Here is a 16,287-nt window from a genome sequence, read left to right as displayed (position 1 = left end):
CATTGACGCGTATTCAATGTGCAAGCAGCGCAGAGAAGAACGCGTCCCCATCCCGGAGCAGTTTCGCAGACCAGCCTTTACCAACACCCGCATGAGGTGCGCTGACAAGTGTATCACCCTGCCAGAGGGAAGGGTAGCCTGCCAAAGACCTGTGTGGCAGGCCTTTGGCGCGCCAATCGGGGCATTGCGCCAGCCCCGCCTTGCCAAGCGCGCGCACCTCTGCCCCTTCCAGAACGGGGCCGACAAGCTGCCAGCGACCATCCCAGGGCTGCCCCGAGGTCACGCAATGTCCGGCCACGGCCTCGGCTTCCCGGGCGACCCGGATGCGCGAGGCATCAAGGGTGATCGCGCAGCCATGCAGGGTCATGCCGGTGCCCGACCGCACGGCCTCAAGCGCCATGGCCATGGCGCGGCGGCGCGGCGGGTAGTCCGCCCCTGAGACCCAGAGAAGCGCCTGGATCAGCAAGCGGCGGGCGATCTCGGGCTGGAGCACGCGGAAGCCGGCGCGGGAAAAGAGGATATCGCCATGATCGAACTCGACGATCTTCTGGGCTTCGCAAAAGCTGTACCAGGCCAGGGTGGAGCGCACGGAGGCCAGGTTCTTCGTCGTCTCGCTGATGCCCTGGGCGGAAATTCCCAGTGGTTCGAGCGCCTTGAGAACCTGTCGCGCGCGGACACGGTCAAAGCGCTCATCCTCGTTTGACGGATCCTCGATCCATTTGACGCCGCGCGCGCGCAGGTAGTGGCGCAGGCAATCGCGATGCGTGTCCAGAAGCGGGCGCACGAAGGTCACGGCCCCCATGCGCCGCCGCGCGGACATGCCGGACAGCCCGTCGACCCCGGCGGAGCGGGACAGGCGCATCAGGAAGGTCTCTGCCTGGTCATCGGCGGTATGGCCCAGGGCGATCTGGGTGATGCCCTTGGCCTCGGCCCAGTTGCACATCAGCGCGTAGCGCGCGCGGCGGGCCTGGTCCTGCAGATTGCCCTCTCCGTCCCAGTCGGTCCAGGTCAGGATGTCGTGAGGCACCCCCAGGTTCGCCGCCTGGCGCGCCACCTCTTCGGCCTCTGCGCGGGCGGCGGGGCGCAACCCGTGATCCACGGTGACCACGTGCAGGCTAATAGCTTCCTTCGCGGCAATCTCCGCCATGAGGTGCATCAGCGCCAGGGAATCGCCCCCACCAGAGACGGCCAGGCCGATCTTCTGCGGGGGGCCGGGCAGAAAATGCCCGGCAACCACTTCACGCAGCACCGCGCCTGTTTCGTTCACGAGCACCCTGCTTCGCCAGCCGCCGTCGACGCCTGCGCGGCAAAGGAGGTACCGGGGAAACGGTCCGACACAGCGATGAAGGTGCGACAGGCCGCGGCCGTCTCGCCCAGCCCGGAAAGCTGTGTGCCCAGCCCGTAAAGAGCCTCTGGCGCGGTATCGCCGCGCGGGGCCAGGGTGAAGGTATCCAGGTAGGCCTTGGCGGCGGCGTCGGTCTCTCCCTGCCCTTCAAGCGCCTGCGCCCGGCCAAGCGCCGCGTCAGCGCTCAGCGGGCTGCCGGGGTAATTGGCGGCGAAGGCGGTAAACCCTTCAAGGGCTTCGGCGTAATCGCCCTGGTCCAGAAGCGCACGGGCCGCGCGGTAATCCGCGGCCTCTCCTTGAGCCAGTTGCGGATTGGCCGGCTGGGCATCGCCCTGCTGGGGATCGGCGGGCTGCGCGGTGCCGCCCTGCCCCGTTGCGGGTGCGGTGGCCGTCCCGGTGGTACCGCTGGCCGCTGTGCCGCCCAGCGTCGAGGTCTCTCCCAGCTTGGAGACATCACCGCCTTCCAGCTCTACCAGCCGGTATTCCAGGTCCCCGATGCGCCGCGTGCCATCGGCCACGATGCTGTCGATGCGGTGTTCCAGCTCTTCGGTCTTGCCGATCAGGCGGCTCAGCTCGCCCTCGATGGCGTTGATCCGGTCAAGCGGTGCCGACCCGGCCGCCACGGATCCCGTGGTGCCGGTGGTCGAAAGCTCGCGGTTCAGGGTCTGGATCTCGACGTGCAGCATGGTGAGCTGCTGACGGATATCCGCCAGCGTCTCTTGCTGGTCCTGGGCCAGCGCCGCGCCCCATGGCAGAGCCACGGAGCAAGTAAGGGCGATCAGGATGCGGCGCATGACCCGGTTACTCCCTGTCTCAGACGCCGGCGCCGCCGGCAGCCAGCACCGTCACGGCGCGGCGGTTCTGGGCGTAGCAGGATTCATCGGAGCAGATCGCCAGCGGGCGTTCCTTGCCGTAGGAGACGGTGCGCACCCGGCCAGGCGCCACGCCATTGGCCACCAGGAAGTCCCGGACGGAGTTGGCACGGCGCGCGCCCAGGGCAAGGTTGTATTCCCGCGTACCCTGTTCATCCGCGTGACCTTCGATCACCGCGTTGAAATCCGGGTTGTTGGTCAGCCAGACCACCTGGCCACGCAGCACCTGTTCGGCCTGCGGGTTCAGGGTCGACTGGTCAACGGTGAAGAGCACGCGATCGCCCACCGTCTGCTGGAAATAGAGTGGCGAGCTTGGGTCATTCGCGCTGCCCGGCACCACGGGGCCATTGGCACCGGCCGCGCCACCGACGCCGCCGTTGGCCCCGTCGAGGTAATCGAAACGGTCCGGATCAGTACACGCGGCGAGCGCGAGCCCGGCACAGAGAAGAGCGGCCTTGGGAAGAACGGCTTTTGCCAGATGGATCATGGGTAACTGCCTCAGGGTTTATTGCTTTGCGCAAGCTTAGCACGGGGAAATGAACCACGGAATGCCCCGTGGTCATGGCTTTATTTCTGCAGGGGCGACCAGGCCGGATCGCTGGCCCCGCCTTCGGTTTGCACCCGCTTCAGGTTCCGCCCGGTGACATCCACGGAATAGAGCGAGGAAGACCCGGTCGCGCCCTGGGTTTCACGCGCGAACATGATCACGCGTCCATTGGGCGACCAGCTGGGCCCCTCGTCCAGGAAAGAGGCGGTGAGCAGGCGTTCGGAAGAGCCATCGGTGCGCATGACGCCGATGTGGAAGCGGCCCTTGGATTGCTTGGTAAAGGCGATCATGTCGCCGCGCGGGGACCAGACCGGCGTGGAATAGCGCCCCTCTCCGAAGGAGATGCGGCGCGCCTCTCCGCCGTTGACCGGCATGATGTAAAGCTGCTGAGTCCCGGAGCGGTCGCTTTCAAAGACGATGGACTGGCCATCGGGGGAAAAGCTGGGCGCAGTCTCGATCGAGGGGGCAGAGGTCAGCTGCACCGATTGCCCGCTGTCGATGTCCATGCGGTAGATATCCGTGTTGCTGCCGTTGGTCAGCGAATAGACCACCGTGCGGCCATCCGGCCCGAAGCGGGGCGAAAAGCTCATGTCGCCGGTGCCGGTGTTGACCACCCGCCGAGAAACGGTGCGCACGTCCAGCACGTAGATCCGCGGCACGCCGCTTTCGTAGCTGGTGTAAAGCACCCGGTCCCCCGTGGGCGAAAAGCGCGGGGCGAGCACGATGGCGGTGCTGTCGGTCAGGTACTGCACGTTCGCGCCGTCGTAATCCATGATCGCCAGCCGCTTGCGCCGGTCGTCCTTTGGCCCGCTTTCAGAGACATAGACCACGCGGCTGTCGAAATAGGGCCCCTCGCCGGTGATGCGGGAATAGACCTCGTCCGCGACCTTGTGGGCCATGCGCCGCCAGCCTTCCGTGGTGCCGGAGAACTGCAGCCCCTGTCCCATCTCCTGGCCCGCGAAAACGTCGAACAGGCGGAACTTCACGTTGACCTGGTTGCCCTGCACGCTGACCGCGCCGGTGATCAGCGCCTCTGCGTTCACGGCCTTCCAGTCGGCGAATTGCACCGGCGCGGTGAAGGAGCTGACCTTGCCGATTTGCGCACCGGAGGGGATTTCCCGGAACAGGCCGGTGCCGCTCAGGTCAGAGGCCACCACCCGCCCGATGCGGAAGGCGATGTCCGTGGCCTGGGGCGTTTCGGCAACGAAATCGGGGACGGCGAAGGGCATCGGCTCAATGACGCCCTCCGTGATCTCGATCCGGAGCGGGCCGTCGGATTGCGCCAGGGCCGCGCCCGGCAGGGCCGCGCCAAGCAGCGCGAAGGCCGCCAGCGCAGCAGAGAGAAGGGATCTGGGCCGTTTCGATGAAATCATCACAGGTTCCGCATGTTTTCCGGGTTGAACGTCATTTCGATCGTTTTCCACTGGTCGTATTTCTCAGCCGGCAGCGGGTAGCCGCCATTCTCACAAGCTAGCACGGCGCGGCGCGCATCCAAGAAGGCTGCGCGCGCGGCAGAGGGTTCGCCCCCCTCGGACGCCACCATTTCGATGGAATTGGGCTGAACGCGCCCGTTGCGATCCATCGAGAAGGCAAGCGTGACCGTCACCTGGGCAGAGGCCGAACCGGGATCGACCTTCCAGCAGGCTTCCACCGACAGGCGCATCACGTTCATCTCTCCGGCCGTCAGGGGCTGCACCTGGGGCTCGGGACTGGTCCCTGACCCGCCAAGGGCCTCTGCAAGGGCCTGGTCGATCAGGTCCTGCTGGTTGTCCTCCTCCGGCTCCGGAGCAGGCTCCGGCTCCGGGGTGGCCTCGGGTTCGGGCGCCGGTTCGGGTTCCGGCTCGGGCTGCGCGGCAGCGGTCTGGGTGTCAGGTTCCGACTCGGGCTCCGGTTGGGGCGCGGGGCGTTCCGGGCGGGTCTTCGGGCGCACGGACTGCTCCGGCGCGCGCGGCGGCGGCGCAGCGGCTGGTTCATCTGCCTCTGTCACGATGCGCGTGGTGCTGTCTTCCGGCGCGGCGGCGTCCTGTTCTTCCTCGACGACCTCTGCGGGCTCGTCAGAGGGCGCGACCTCTTCACGGGCGACATCATCGACCGGCAGGTCCTCTTCGCGCGGTGCCACGGGCTCCGGGCTGACGCGAGGGGCATCCTGCGGGGTCGGCTCTGCATCCGGGCGGACGGGGGCCGGAACGGGCTCGGGTTGCGGGGGAACGGCGGCCTGCTCTTCGGGCGCGGGCTCCGGCGCGGGGGGCTCTGGCACGGGTTCGGGCGCCGGAGGCGTGGCATCGGCCACGGGTTCTTCCGGCTGGGGCTGCTCGGGGCGCGGCCGGGGCGTCACGGATTGTGTCGGCGGTTCTGGCGTGGGCTCCGGTTCTGGCTCAGGCGCGGGGGCTTCCTGTTCCGGCAGGTCTGTCATGGCATCCGGGGCCTGGGGCGCGGGCTCTTCGGGCTGGGCCTCTTGCGGGTTCTGCAGGGCCGCAAATTCCTCGGACGAGATGATGGAGACAGGCGTGAACTCCACCTCCTGCGGGGCAGGCTGAAACAGGCCGCTGAAAAGCAGCCAGCCGATCAGGCCAAGGTGGCCTGCGCCGGATATGACGTGACCCGCGTGCATTCTCTTCCTAGTTCTCTGCGCCGGTAGCCGGTGCGTCCCCGCCAGCGCCTGCCTCGTCGAAGTCCGGCCCGCCGGTGTCCGTCACCAGACCGATGTTGGCAAAGCCCGCCCCGTTGAGCGCGCCCATCACCTGCACGACCTGCTCATAAGGCACGGCCCCGTCCGCGCGCAGGTAGATCCGGTCAGACGCGCGTTCAGAGGCCACGGCGCGCAACTTGGACACCAGCTCATCGCGCGGCGTCTCGCTGGTCTGGATCATGATCGTACCATCGGCGGTGACCGTGACGGTCAGCGGCTCTTCCTGTTCGGAGGGCAGCGACGTGGCAGCGGTCTTTGGCAGCTCCACGGGCACGCCCACGACCATCAGCGGCGCGGCGACCATGAAGATGATCAGCAGCACCAGCATCACGTCGACGAAGGGCGTGACGTTGATCTCTGCCATGGGCCGGGCGCGCCCGCCATGGCGGCGCCCCCTGCGACCCGAGCTCTTTCCGGAAGACTGGAGGGAAGCACCCATCTCAGCTCTCCAGCTGGCGGTTCAGGATGGTGGAGAATTCGTCTGCGAAGGCTTCGTAGCCGCCCACGATCCGGTCCGCATCGGTGGAGAACTTGTTGTAGAAGATCACTGCCGGGATGGCGGCCAGCAGGCCAAGCGCGGTGGCCAGAAGGGCCTCTGCGATGCCGGGGGCGACGACGGCCAGGTTGGTGTTCTGGCTTTCGGCAATGCCGACGAAGGCGTGCATGATGCCCCAGACGGTACCGAACAGCCCCACGAAAGGCGCGGTGGACCCGACGGTGGCCAGCACCGGCAGGCCGGACTGAAGGCTCTCTGCCTCTTTCGCCACGGCCACGTCCATGGAGCGGTCGATCCGCGCCTGCGCGCCAGCGATCATCTGGCCATCCATACGGTGGGAGCGGCGCCATTCGGTCATGCCGGCGGCAAAGACGCGCTGCGAGCGGCCCGAGGGGTCCGGCCCGATCTCATCGAAAAGCTCATCCAGCGGCTCACCTGACCAGAAGGCGCGATCGAAACGCGCCGCCTCTGCCCGCGCGCGGCGGTAGGTGACGAACTTCTGGATGATGATCGACCAGCTCCAGAAGGACGACAGCACCAGAAGGAGCATGACGAGCTTCACGGTTGGGGTGGCGCGTGCCACGAGGCCGAGCATCGAGAAGTCGAGCTCCTGCGCCGCTGCGAGGGTTGTTGGATCCATATGCCTGCTCTTGCCGTTTCGGCCGTCTCTTGTGCGACCTGATTGCCTGGCAAAATATAGCAGTGGGATGCGAAACGCCAATGAATTGGCGTAAAACTGCCCGTCTTACACGGGGGTGTGACCTCAGTTCATCCGGCGCTAGTGCAACTTCAGGCGGATCTTCGCCGGAAGACGCACCGGATGACCGGTCTCTGACAGGGCCACGAGGGTGACCTGGGCGCTGAAGAGAAGCTCGCCCGCGCGCAGCACGTCCTGCCTGAGGTTGATACGCGCGCCAGAGACGGATTCGGGCGTGGTCTCTACCGTCAGCTCATCGTCGAAGCGGGCGGGGGCCAGGTAATCCGCCTCAAGCCGGCGCACGGCAAAGACGACCCCCTCCTCTGCCTTCAGAAGGACTTGGTCTATGTCCAGGTCCCGGACCCATTCGGTGCGGCCTCTTTCGATGAATTTCAGGTAGTTGGCGTAATAGACGATACCGGAAAGGTCGGTATCCTCGTAATAGACACGCAGCGAAAGGCGGTGGGTGATGGGCATCCGGGATCCTCTTGTACCAGGTTACTGAAGCACCCGAAGGGGCGCGCGGCAAGCCTAGTTGTAAAAGCGCGCCGCACGGGCCGCGAGGCGCAACGCCAGGCTGGGATCTTCGCTGTAGCTGGGCAGGACCGGATCGTAGGCCGCGTTGACCAGCGCGGCCAGGTCCGGGCGCAGAAGCCCCTGCCCGCTTTCGGCATCCCGCGCCAGGGCGGAGCTTTCGGCAAAGGCCCCGGGCGACCAGAGCAGCATGGATTTCAGCGTCTGTTCCAGCCCCAGGTCCGCCGCGGACATCTTCGCAAGCCCCCCTGTCATGCGCAGAAAGACAAAGCCCGCGCGGATGGAGTTATCTGATTCAAAACGGAAAAACCGGTACTGATCGGCATCGGCCGCCTGCAGGCGGGGCAGCAGGTTGTCCAGGTCGGGCACCAGCTGGTCCATGTTCTGAACCTCTGCCAACTCCTGCCAGTCGCGCAGGAAGAAGATCATGAGGTTGGCGCCCAGATCGGCATCGCTGTCGGACATCTTGTGACCGGAGGCCATGACCACGGTCTCTATCGCGCCCTTGAGGGGCGGCAGGCTTTCCTCGGCCGCTCCGAAGATCACCGGCACGATGGGCCGGGACCAGCGGGCAAAGCGGAACTGACCGGATGCATCCGTGAAAAGCGCGGCGATCTGATCGGCGTCGGGGGCGAATCCGGCCATGGCTCTCTCCTTTTCGTGGGGCAATTGCTTCTCAGCAAGGGGCCCGGAGCGCAAGGCGAAAGGCGGCGGAAGGCTAATCCTCGAACAGGTCGGCGGTGCCGGGGGCGCGGGGCGGCGTGAGGCCCAGGTGCTTCCAGGAGCGGGCCGTCAGCATCCGTCCGCGCGGGGTCCGCTGGATCAGGCTTTGCTGCAGAAGGAAGGGTTCGATCACCTCTTCAAGCGCGTCCCGGCTTTCCGAAAGCGCCGCCGAGAGCGTCTCGATCCCGACGGGGCCGCCCTGGTAACCCTCTCCGATCATTTGCAAATATCGCCGGTCCGCCCCGTCCAGGCCCAGGTGGTCGACGCCGAGGCGGGTCAGGCTGGAATCGGCCAGTTCGCGGGTGATCGTGCCATCGCCTTCGACCACGGCGAAGTCGACGACGCGGCGCAGCAGGCGGCCGGCGATCCGGGGCGTGCCGCGGGCCCGGCGGGCGATTTCACGCGCGCCCTCGTCATCGGCGGGCGCGCCCAGCAGGCGGGCGTTGCGGGTGACGATCTCATGCAGTTCCTCGACCGTGTAGAACTGCAGCCGCGTCGGGATGCCGAACCGGTCGCGCAGGGGCGTGGTCAGCAGGCCCAGCCGGGTCGTGGCCCCGACCAGGGTGAAGGGCTGCAATTCGATCCGCACAGTGCGCGCGGCGGGGCCTTCGCCGATCACGAGATCCAGCTCGAAATCCTCCATCGCGGGGTAGAGCACCTCTTCCACGACGGGGTTAAGTCTATGGATTTCATCGATAAAAAGAACGTCCCGCGCTTCCAGGTTGGTCAGGATCGCGGCGAGGTCCCCGGCCTTGGCCAGCACCGGGCCGGAGGTCATGCGGAAGTTCACGCCAAGCTCGCGCGCCATGATCTGGGCCAGGGTCGTCTTGCCCAGGCCCGGGGGGCCGTGGAACAGCGTGTGGTCCATCGCCTCGCCCCGCTGGCGGGCGGACTGGATGAAGACCGACAGGTTCGCGCGCGCCTCTGCCTGGCCAATGAATTCGCCCAGCCCCTGGGGCCGCAGGGCGCGCGTATCGGCGGCGGCATCTTCGGGCAAAGGGCTGGCACGGAGGGTCGGATCGGGCTCTGTCATCGGGGGCCTTTCGGGGCCTGAAATCCACGTCTGTCCGACGTCTGTTTCGCGTCGGTATCACGTCGGTATTACGTCGGTGCGCTCCGCACGCTGCGGTAGCCGGTGTTAACCTTCGCCTGCCTAATCCTTGGGGGCAAGAAGGCGCAGGGCGGTGCGGATGAGCGCAGAGGTGTCAAGATCGGGTTGCTCCCCCAGGGCGGTCGCCACGGCAGAGGCGGCCTCTCCTGGTTGGTAGCCAAGGTTGGTGAGCGCGGAAAGCGCATCCCCCTGGGCGTTGTTGGTGGCCGGCGCGGAGGAGGCAGCGGGCTTGGGCGCGGGCCGGGCCACGGTGGTATCGGGTTCGACCACCGCATCGGCCAGCGCGGTGGGACCGCTGCCCATGGCCATGACGGTGGGCGCCTTGTCCTTGAGCTCGCTCACCACGCGCTGCGCGATCTTGGGGCCGACGCCCTTGGCCGCCTTGACCGCGTTCCAGTCGCCAAGCGCGATGGCACGGGACACGCCGTCAGGTCCAAGCGCGCCCAGGATCGCCAGAGAAGCCTTGGCCCCCACGCCCTGGACAGAGGTCAGCAGGCGGTGCCATTCCTTTTCCACCAGCGTGGGGAAGCCGAAGAGCTGTTGCAGATCCTCGCGCACCAGCATGTCGGTATAAAGCGCCACCGGCTGGCCCGGGCCAGGCATCCCCGCCAGCACCCGGTCCGAACAATGGACGATATAGCCAATGCCGCGCACGTCGATCAGCACGTGATCCAGCGCCTTGTAATCGACGATCCCGGATATCTTTCCGATCATCCCTGTTTCTCCACCGCTCTAGAGACCGAGGCGGCGAAGGACGACGCCATGTAATGGGCATGACAGAGCGCCACGGCCAGCGCATCCGCCGCATCCGGCCCGGCCAGTTTCACGCCGGGCAATTGCAGCTTCACCATGTGCTGGATCTGCGTCTTGTCCGCATGGCCGACGCCGACCACGGTCTTCTTGATCTTGTTGGGGGCGTATTCGCCCACCTCCAGCCCGTAGCGCGCGGGCACCAGCAGGGCAATGCCACGGGCCTGCCCCAGCTTCAGCGTGCCGGCCCCGTCGCGGTTGACGAAGACATGTTCCACGGCCGCCGCTTCGGGCTGAAACCGTTCCACCACCTCTGTCAGCTGATCATGCAGGGCCAGAAGCCGGGCGGGAAGCCCATCGCCCGTGCCATGGCAGATTCCGTTGCCCAGGTGGGTGATCTTGCTGCCCTCAACACGAATCACACCCCATCCCAGGTTCTGCAATCCGGGGTCGATGCCCAAAATGCGCATGGTCGCCCTGCCCTTTTCGCCAGATTTCCCCTTCTAGGAGGGGTTTTTCCGGGGATAGCACGAAAGGGGAACATTTACCAAGCCCTTTGAAAATCGTCGAAATCCGGCAGCGCGTGTCGGAAAGGCCCCAGAAGATGTCGCTGGCAGGCGATTCGCGACCCGTTTCCGACATGCAAACAAAGGGTTTTTTCGGGTTTTTGAAGATTTGGTGAATATTTCCCCAAGCCATGCGTTTTGAGCATGCATCCCATGCAGTTTTGCTGCTTGTTTGGGCAAAATAAAAACTCTACCTGCCCTTCCAGAACATGCTGGCTCCGGCCGCCTGACTCCCCTGAAAGGATATTCCGATGACCGTTTCGAACACCAACGCCCCCTCCGCCCTCTACATCTCCACCGCCAGCGCCGTGTACCGCCTGATCGCCGCGGTTGCCGACTGGAACGATGCCCGCCTGACCCGCAAGGCGCTGTCCCGCCTGACCGACCGTGAACTGAACGACATCGGCCTCGTCCGCGGGGATATCGACTCCGTCGCACGCCGCTAAGGCGTCTCGCGGCCCAAGGGTCGCTCATGGGGAAACAGGAAGAACCGTTCCGGATATTCCGGGGCGGTTTTTTCATGTCCGGGTGTCAGGTTTCGGGGTGAAGGTTCAAGGCGCCGGAAGGCCCCTGCCCGGAGCGCCCGGCAGGGGATCAAGCGGGGATAATCAGCTCAGCCGGATTTCTTCAGGGTGAGCGTGGTCCATTCGCGGATCTGCTCAGAGAAATGCAGGGTGAAGCCTTCGGCCTGGTAGGCCTCGAGCACCGAGGGGGCCTGTTCGTTCAGCAGCCCCGACAGGATCGTGTAGCCGCCCGGTTCCAGGTGCGCCGCGATATCGGGGGCCAGGCCGATCAGGGGGCCCATCAGGATATTGGCGAAGATCAGGCCATAGGGCGCGCCGGCCTTCAGGTCCGGGTGGTCAAAGCCGGTGGCCTCCACGCAATGGACGGAGCCGTCCATGCCATTGGCGGTCAGGTTGGCTACGGCCACGTCGACCGCGACCGGGTCGATATCGCTGGCGATGGGCTTGCCGGGCCAGATGGCGGCAGCGCCCATGGCCAGGACGGCGGTGCCGCAGCCGATATCGGCGGTCTTTTCGGTGCGGAAGCCTTCTTCGTCCAGCCGGTCCAGCGCGCGCAGGCAGCCCAGCGTGGTGCCGTGGTGGCCGGTGCCGAAGGCCATCGCGGCCTCGATCAGCAGGGGCACGGCGCCCTGGGGCACCTTGTCCGCATCATGGGAGCCATAGACGAAGAAGCGGCCGGCCTGCACCGGGGAGAGGTCGCGCTTGACCTTGGCGACCCAGTCGGTGTCGGGCAGTTCGGAGATCACGAAGGGCTTGGCGTTGTTCATCGCCGAAAGCAGGGCCAGCCCCGCCACGTCGGGCGCTTCGTTGAAATAGCCGCCCACTTCCCAGAGGCCGGAGCCGTCTTCCATTTCGAAGACGCCGATCCCGTAGGGTTCGGGCATCAGGTTTTCCATCGCCTCGCCGAGCGCTTCCGCATCGGTCTTGGCCGTGAGCGTCGTAAAGGCGGTGAAAGTGGGCATGGCTGTCCTCGGGCTGAATGAGCCTGCGGCGTAGTCGCAAGTGCCGCCAAGGTCAAGCTGGACGGGTGGCGGGGCCGCGCGGGCGGGGTGTGTCGCGGCTTATTCGGCGGGGGAATTCGGCGCGGGATCGGCGGGCGCGGGCAGGCCACGGGCAAAGATCGTCTCATGCCCCGGGACGGGGTGGCGCGGGATCAGCAGCGCCAGCACAAGGGAGCCACCGGCCATGCCGGCCGCCAGCACGAAGACCCCGCCCGGCGAGACCAGCCAGAGGTAGCCAAGCGCCGCGGGCAGGAAGACGGCCGCGATATGGTTGATCGTGAAGGCCACGGCGGCAGTGGGGGCGATATCCCCGGGATCGGCGATCTTCTGAAAGTAGGTCTTGAGCGCCATGGCAAGGAAGAAGAACAGGTTGTCGATCACGTAGAGCGTGGCGGCCAGAGCCAGCCCCCAGCCGAACATGTAGATCCCGCCGTAGAGGGAGAAGATCACGACAAGCCCGGTGTATTCGAAGATCAGCACGTTGCGTTCCCCGAAGCGCCCCACGGCGCGACCGATCATCGGCGCGGTGACCATGTTGCACAGCAGGGTGATCATGAAGAGCGAGGTGACCTCGTGCACGTCGAAGCCGAAGCGTTCGACCATCATGAAACCGGCGAAGACCACGAAGATCTGCCGCCGCGCCCCGGCCATGAATTGCAGCAGGTAATAGAGCCAGTAGCGCTTGCGCAGCACCAGGTGCTTGCGCTGCGGATTTGGCGCCTCGTAATGCGGGAAGAGGAACCAGGCGGCCAGCGCCAGGCTGGTGGTCACCGCACCGGCGATCATGAAGACCGTGTTGTAGGTCAGCCCGAGGGAATCCCAGAGCAGCACGATCAGCCCGTAGCTGATCAGCGTCGCGAAGGAGCCCACGGCCAGCAGCTTGCCCAGGATGCGGGGGGCCTCTTCCTTTTTCAGCCATTGCAGCTGGAGCGACTGGTTCACCGTCTCGTAGTAGTGAAACCCCACGGAAGACAGGAAGGTGATCGTCAGGATCCCGCCGAGCGAGGGGAAATAGGCCGTCATCGCCGTGGCGATCCCCAGCAGGCAGAGAGAGATCACCGCAAGCGCCTGTTCGCGCACGAAGATCAGCACGAAGACCACGCCGAAGGACAGGAAGCCGGGGATCTCGCGCACCGTGTGCAGCCAGCCGATGTCATGGCCGTCGAATTGCGCGGCCTCGATGACGAAGTTGTTCAGCAGGGCCGACCAGGTCGCAAAGGAGATCGGCATGGCCGCCGCCATCAGCACCAGCAGCGCCACGGGACGGCGCCAGATCGGCTGGGAGGCCGCCGCGGCCAGGGGTGTGGACTTGGTCATGATCTGTCAGTACCGGGCGGTCGAAAATCCGCACAGGCCTTTATTGTTGCAAAAATGAACAACCGGGTCGCATGTTTTGATCGTTCGCCGTCTGGCCTAGCAATGTCCCAAGACGCTAAAGCGCGCAAGTGGGACGCCCCCGGCCTGCCGGACCTGTCACGCAGGAAGCGCAGCGCCCGGGGCCGCCCCCTGCGCCGGACCTCCGGACACGACCGCGGGGCTGACCTGCACCCCAGGACCGAAACACCAAAGCGGAGCCAGACATGACGGCATCCTTCCTGACGCCCTGGCGCTGCGTTGCGGCCGCCTTTGCCCTGAACGGGGTTTTCATCGGCTCCTGGGCGGCCCGCATTCCGGCGGTCATGGCCCGCCACGGGCTGGACAATGGCCAGCTGGGCCTGCTGTTCCTTCTGATAGGGCTGGGCGCTCTGGCCTCTTTCACGCAGGCCGGGGGTCTGGCCGACCGGCTGGGCGCGGCGCGGGTGACGCGCTGGTGTGCGCTGGCCTATGCGGTGACGCTGGTGGCCATCGGGCTGGCGCCTTCGGTCTGGATGCTGGGCCTTGTGCTGATGCTTTTCGGGGCCAGCCACGGGGCGATGGATGTGACCATGAACGCCTGGGCCTCTGACGTGGAGAAACGCCTGGGGCGGTCTGCCATGTCCTCCATCCACGCGATGTGGAGCTTTGGCGCGGGGGCCGGGGCGGCGGGCGGCTATGTGGCCAGCGCCCTGGGCCTGTCCGTGGCTGTGCATTTCGCGGTGATCGCGGTGGTCTGGCTGGGGCTGGCCTGGCCCTTCATCGGCCCCTCTGCCAGCGCCGTGACCGCGCCCGAGGTCAAACCCGGTGCAGAGACCGCCAAGCCGCAGAGTGCCCGGCGCAGGCGCCAGCCGGTGCTGGCCCTGCCGCGCGGGGCGCTGATCCTGGTGGGGCTGATCGCCCTGTCATCGGGCCTGGGCGAAGGCGCCATGGCCGATTGGAGCGCGGTCTACCTGCGCGATGTCGTCGGGCTGGAGGAGGCCCGCGCAGCGCTTGGCTACGCGCTGTTCTCGATCTCCATGGTGTCTGTCCGGCTGGTGGTCGACGGGGCCATCACGCGCGCCGGCCCTGTCGCCGTGGCGCGGGTCAGCGCGCTGACGGCCGCGCTTGGCATCCTGCTGGTGACCGGCCCGGCCACGGCCACGAGCAGCTTCATCGGCTTCGTGCTGATGGGCGCGGGCTATGCGGCGCTGATCCCGCTGGCCTTCAGCCGGGCGGCCTCTGATCCGCATGTGCCGCCCGGGCAGGCGATCGCGGCCGTGTCGACCCTGGGCTATGGCGCGATGCTGCTGGGCCCGCCGGTGATCGGACAGATCTCTGAGCTGGGCTCGCTTCGGCTGGCCTTTGCGCTGCTGGGCGGCTTTGCCGTGCTGGTGGCGCTCCTGTCCCCGGTGCTGGCGCGCGACATGGGCGCGCGGCGGGCCGTGGCACAGGATGGATAGGGGCCGTCCCCCGGAGGGGGCGCGCCGCGTCAGTCGGCGGGCGTGAGGCTTTGCAACGGCAGGGTATAGCCCATGCCGCCTGCGCTGATGTTCAAGGACTCGGGGCCGGGATCGATCTGGATCCCGCTGTCGGGTTCCGCCGGGCTGAGCGCCCCGGCAAAGAGATCAAGGTGCAGCGGCTCCCCATCGGGGGTGAAGAGCGTGACCGCGCCGGTCCCGTCCGGGTCCCGCGCGATGCCGATATCGCAGGTCTGGCCGGCTGGCTGGTCGCCTTCGGGGGTGCAGGCAATCTGGCCCGTCTCATCGAAGAGCTCGGCAAGGGCGCGCGCGCGGGCCGGGGCCGGCTCCAGGAAGTCGGCAGCCGCGAAGCCGCCCAGCGCGGGGTCCTGCGCAAAGCGGACAAGGCACCAGTCGCGGCGTTCTCCGGCGATGCAGCCCCGGCTGGTGAGGATCTGGCCGCTGGAGGCGCGCGCGACGACCGCGGAATCGCGCGCCGAGGGCGCATCGCGGATGTTGAGCGCGCCGGCGCTGTCCCGGACCTGCACATGGGGCGCCGATTTCAGCGCCCGGCTGCGGATGGCGCGTTGCAGGGGATCGGGGGCCTCTCCTGCGCTGAGCAGGGTCAGGGTGGCCTCGGCCCTGTCCCCCGACGCCTGCGCAGGCCCGGTGAGTGTCAGCACCCCGGCAAGCGGATCATGGGTGAAGTCGAGGCTGCCTTGCAGCACATCCGCGAGGCCGGCGGCGGGGTCCAAAGCCTCCGGGGTGCCAGAGCAGCGTTTCAGCGCGCGGATCATCGGGACCGGGATGCTCAGCGCCTCTGAATCGCCGAAAAGGCGGCCGCTGAAGGTGTTGCAGTCAAGGGTGCCCTGGGTGGTGCCATCGGCGGCGATCTTCAGCACGGGGCCGTTTTCAAGCGCGACGCCATTGACCGAGAGCACGCGCCACTCTCCGGCGGTGGCGGCCCTGGGCAGGGCCATGAGCAGGCAGAGCAGAAGAAGGGATCCCGGGCGGGAGCGGGCTGTCATGCGGGGAACCTTTGCTTCGGGTCATCAGGCGCGCGGGATGCGGCGAAGGCAACCATAGGGCGCGGGCCGCCAGCGTCCAGATTGCGTGGATAGCCCGGGCGCCGGTTTGCCTGCGCAGGCGGCAGGGGCGCGGGGATCCTGGCCGGGGTCTGCCAAAACGCTGCCATCGCTGGGAATTCTTGCTAAGATCGGGTGAGCGGCCCCCTTAACGTGGCCGGCCTTAGCGCCAATCCGGCACCGAAAGGACGCGCCCGCAAGGGCCGGGACCCGGGCCGGATCCAGAAACCGGAAGGGATTATCATGCGTGTGACACTTACCTTGGCGGGCGGCATCGCCGCGGCCTTCTTGCTGAGCGGATGCGAGGAACCGACCGTGGTGAGCCTATCGCCCACCATGCCGCCGGAGCAGATCTGCCTGAACGCCGTCAAGGCGCGAACCGGCACGTCAGAGGTCGAGGTGACCGGATCGGACCTGATCCTGAACGGCTCGGCGGTCCTGCTGTCGGTCGGCAACCAGGCCACGCCCTGGCGCTGCATCGCCTATGACAATGGCACGGTGGGGCAGATCACGCCGGTGACCGACGACGCCTATATCTGAACCGGTGCGGGCCGT

18 protein-coding genes are annotated in these 16,287 nt (G+C 66.9%); 3 read left to right on the top strand and 15 right to left on the bottom strand.

The genetic code is table 11. From position 1 onward, the window contains the following. Positions 1–13 precede the first annotated feature (13 nt). The 12 genes from tilS to ruvC form a co-directional block, all read right to left on the bottom strand. On the bottom strand, positions 14–1,267 hold the full coding sequence (gene tilS / locus HCZ97_RS05875) for a tRNA lysidine(34) synthetase TilS (RefSeq protein WP_167687749.1): 1,254 nt from the start codon (positions 1,265–1,267) through the stop codon (positions 14–16). Then, complete coding sequence (gene ybgF, locus HCZ97_RS05870) at positions 1,264–2,139, bottom strand: tol-pal system protein YbgF (protein WP_167687748.1); 876 nt, start codon at positions 2,137–2,139, stop codon at positions 1,264–1,266. The genes tilS and ybgF overlap by 4 nt, the downstream gene beginning before the upstream one ends. Before the next feature lie 19 nt (positions 2,140–2,158). Next, positions 2,159–2,704: a peptidoglycan-associated lipoprotein Pal gene (gene pal, locus HCZ97_RS05865; protein WP_167687747.1), complete on the bottom strand. Its 546-nt coding sequence runs from the start codon at positions 2,702–2,704 to the stop codon at positions 2,159–2,161. An 80-nt stretch (positions 2,705–2,784) separates the two neighbouring features. Then, the gene (gene tolB, locus HCZ97_RS05860) at positions 2,785–4,137 is read right to left on the bottom strand and encodes a Tol-Pal system beta propeller repeat protein TolB (protein WP_167687746.1); all 1,353 of its coding nucleotides are present in this window, start codon (positions 4,135–4,137) and stop codon (positions 2,785–2,787) included. After that, positions 4,137–5,375, bottom strand: a complete 1,239-nt coding sequence (locus HCZ97_RS05855; protein ID WP_167687745.1) for a cell envelope biogenesis protein TolA — start codon at positions 5,373–5,375, stop codon at positions 4,137–4,139. The genes tolB and HCZ97_RS05855 overlap by 1 nt, the downstream gene beginning before the upstream one ends. A 7-nt stretch (positions 5,376–5,382) precedes the next feature. Further along, on the bottom strand, positions 5,383–5,892 hold the full coding sequence (tolR, locus tag HCZ97_RS05850) for a protein TolR (protein WP_167687744.1): 510 nt from the start codon (positions 5,890–5,892) through the stop codon (positions 5,383–5,385). Between the two features lies 1 nt (position 5,893). Then, positions 5,894–6,589 carry a protein TolQ gene (gene tolQ, locus HCZ97_RS05845; protein WP_167687743.1) on the bottom strand — a complete coding sequence of 232 codons (696 nt, stop codon included), beginning with the start codon at positions 6,587–6,589 and terminating at the stop codon, positions 5,894–5,896. A gap of 138 nt (positions 6,590–6,727) precedes the next feature. Then, positions 6,728–7,117, bottom strand: coding sequence for a tol-pal system-associated acyl-CoA thioesterase (ybgC, locus tag HCZ97_RS05840; protein ID WP_167687823.1), 390 nt, complete (start codon positions 7,115–7,117; stop codon positions 6,728–6,730). Between the two features lie 60 nt (positions 7,118–7,177). Beyond that, the gene (locus tag HCZ97_RS05835) at positions 7,178–7,825 is read right to left on the bottom strand and encodes a hypothetical protein (protein ID WP_167687742.1); all 648 of its coding nucleotides are present in this window, start codon (positions 7,823–7,825) and stop codon (positions 7,178–7,180) included. 73 nt (positions 7,826–7,898) lie between these two features. Then, on the bottom strand, positions 7,899–8,936 hold the full coding sequence (gene ruvB, locus HCZ97_RS05830) for a Holliday junction branch migration DNA helicase RuvB (protein ID WP_167687741.1): 1,038 nt from the start codon (positions 8,934–8,936) through the stop codon (positions 7,899–7,901). A 120-nt stretch (positions 8,937–9,056) separates the two neighbouring features. Continuing rightward, positions 9,057–9,728, bottom strand: coding sequence for a Holliday junction branch migration protein RuvA (gene ruvA / locus HCZ97_RS05825; protein WP_167687740.1), 672 nt, complete (start codon positions 9,726–9,728; stop codon positions 9,057–9,059). Then, on the bottom strand, positions 9,725–10,234 hold the full coding sequence (gene ruvC, locus HCZ97_RS05820) for a crossover junction endodeoxyribonuclease RuvC (protein ID WP_167687739.1): 510 nt from the start codon (positions 10,232–10,234) through the stop codon (positions 9,725–9,727). Before ruvC ends, ruvA begins: the two co-directional genes overlap by 4 nt. Before the next feature lie 347 nt (positions 10,235–10,581). Here ruvC and HCZ97_RS05815 point away from each other — a divergent pair, with 347 nt between their 5' ends. After that, on the top strand, positions 10,582–10,776 hold the full coding sequence (locus HCZ97_RS05815) for a DUF1127 domain-containing protein (RefSeq protein ID WP_167687738.1): 195 nt from the start codon (positions 10,582–10,584) through the stop codon (positions 10,774–10,776). Positions 10,777–10,943: 167 nt separating this feature from the next. Here HCZ97_RS05815 and HCZ97_RS05810 read toward each other — a convergent pair whose 3' ends face one another. Both HCZ97_RS05810 and HCZ97_RS05805 read right to left on the bottom strand, forming a co-directional pair. Continuing rightward, complete coding sequence (locus tag HCZ97_RS05810) at positions 10,944–11,816, bottom strand: 50S ribosomal protein L11 methyltransferase (RefSeq protein WP_167687737.1); 873 nt, start codon at positions 11,814–11,816, stop codon at positions 10,944–10,946. A gap of 99 nt (positions 11,817–11,915) precedes the next feature. After that, a complete protein-coding gene (locus tag HCZ97_RS05805; protein WP_167687736.1) occupies positions 11,916–13,172 on the bottom strand; it encodes an MFS transporter in 1,257 nt (418 codons plus the stop codon). Positions 13,173–13,435: 263 nt separating this feature from the next. Between HCZ97_RS05805 and HCZ97_RS05800 the strand changes: the two genes are divergently transcribed. Then, positions 13,436–14,650: an MFS transporter gene (locus tag HCZ97_RS05800; RefSeq protein ID WP_167687735.1), complete on the top strand. Its 1,215-nt coding sequence runs from the start codon at positions 13,436–13,438 to the stop codon at positions 14,648–14,650. 29 nt (positions 14,651–14,679) lie between these two features. Here HCZ97_RS05800 and HCZ97_RS05795 read toward each other — a convergent pair whose 3' ends face one another. Then, entirely contained in the window at positions 14,680–15,675 is a 996-nt protein-coding gene (locus HCZ97_RS05795; protein WP_167687734.1) for an META domain-containing protein, read from the bottom strand. A gap of 300 nt (positions 15,676–15,975) precedes the next feature. On the opposite strand from HCZ97_RS05795, the gene HCZ97_RS05790 reads away from it, so the two are divergent. Then, on the top strand, positions 15,976–16,272 hold the full coding sequence (locus HCZ97_RS05790; RefSeq protein WP_167687733.1) for a hypothetical protein: 297 nt from the start codon (positions 15,976–15,978) through the stop codon (positions 16,270–16,272). Positions 16,273–16,287: the final 15 nt, after the last annotated feature.

The sequence above is a fragment of the Pseudooceanicola sp. HF7 genome (assembly GCF_011806405.1).
In the GTDB taxonomy this organism is placed as follows: Bacteria; Pseudomonadota; Alphaproteobacteria; order Rhodobacterales; family Rhodobacteraceae; genus Pseudooceanicola.
Note: the sequence above shows the minus strand (reverse complement) of the source record. Positions and strands in the feature narration are given on the sequence as shown.

Excerpts from the sequence above, each read along its gene's own strand:
- ruvA (WP_167687740.1), bottom strand. The coding sequence starts at position 9,728 with ATGATCGGAAAGATATCCGGGATCGTCGATTACAAGGCGCTGGATCAC.
- pal (WP_167687747.1), bottom strand. The coding sequence starts at position 2,704 with ATGATCCATCTGGCAAAAGCCGTTCTTCCCAAGGCCGCTCTTCTCTGT.
- HCZ97_RS05800 (WP_167687735.1), top strand. The coding sequence starts at position 13,436 with ATGACGGCATCCTTCCTGACGCCCTGGCGCTGCGTTGCGGCCGCCTTT.
- HCZ97_RS05805 (WP_167687736.1), bottom strand. The coding sequence starts at position 13,172 with ATGACCAAGTCCACACCCCTGGCCGCGGCGGCCTCCCAGCCGATCTGG.
- HCZ97_RS05810 (WP_167687737.1), bottom strand. The coding sequence starts at position 11,816 with ATGCCCACTTTCACCGCCTTTACGACGCTCACGGCCAAGACCGATGCG.
- ybgF (WP_167687748.1), bottom strand. The coding sequence starts at position 2,139 with ATGCGCCGCATCCTGATCGCCCTTACTTGCTCCGTGGCTCTGCCATGG.
- ruvB (WP_167687741.1), bottom strand. The coding sequence starts at position 8,936 with ATGACAGAGCCCGATCCGACCCTCCGTGCCAGCCCTTTGCCCGAAGAT.
- ruvC (WP_167687739.1), bottom strand. The coding sequence starts at position 10,234 with ATGCGCATTTTGGGCATCGACCCCGGATTGCAGAACCTGGGATGGGGT.
- HCZ97_RS05835 (WP_167687742.1), bottom strand. The coding sequence starts at position 7,825 with ATGGCCGGATTCGCCCCCGACGCCGATCAGATCGCCGCGCTTTTCACG.
- HCZ97_RS05790 (WP_167687733.1), top strand. The coding sequence starts at position 15,976 with ATGCGTGTGACACTTACCTTGGCGGGCGGCATCGCCGCGGCCTTCTTG.
- HCZ97_RS05855 (WP_167687745.1), bottom strand. The coding sequence starts at position 5,375 with ATGCACGCGGGTCACGTCATATCCGGCGCAGGCCACCTTGGCCTGATC.
- HCZ97_RS05815 (WP_167687738.1), top strand. The coding sequence starts at position 10,582 with ATGACCGTTTCGAACACCAACGCCCCCTCCGCCCTCTACATCTCCACC.
- tolB (WP_167687746.1), bottom strand. The coding sequence starts at position 4,137 with ATGATTTCATCGAAACGGCCCAGATCCCTTCTCTCTGCTGCGCTGGCG.
- HCZ97_RS05795 (WP_167687734.1), bottom strand. The coding sequence starts at position 15,675 with ATGACAGCCCGCTCCCGCCCGGGATCCCTTCTTCTGCTCTGCCTGCTC.
- tolR (WP_167687744.1), bottom strand. The coding sequence starts at position 5,892 with ATGGGTGCTTCCCTCCAGTCTTCCGGAAAGAGCTCGGGTCGCAGGGGG.
- tolQ (WP_167687743.1), bottom strand. The coding sequence starts at position 6,589 with ATGGATCCAACAACCCTCGCAGCGGCGCAGGAGCTCGACTTCTCGATG.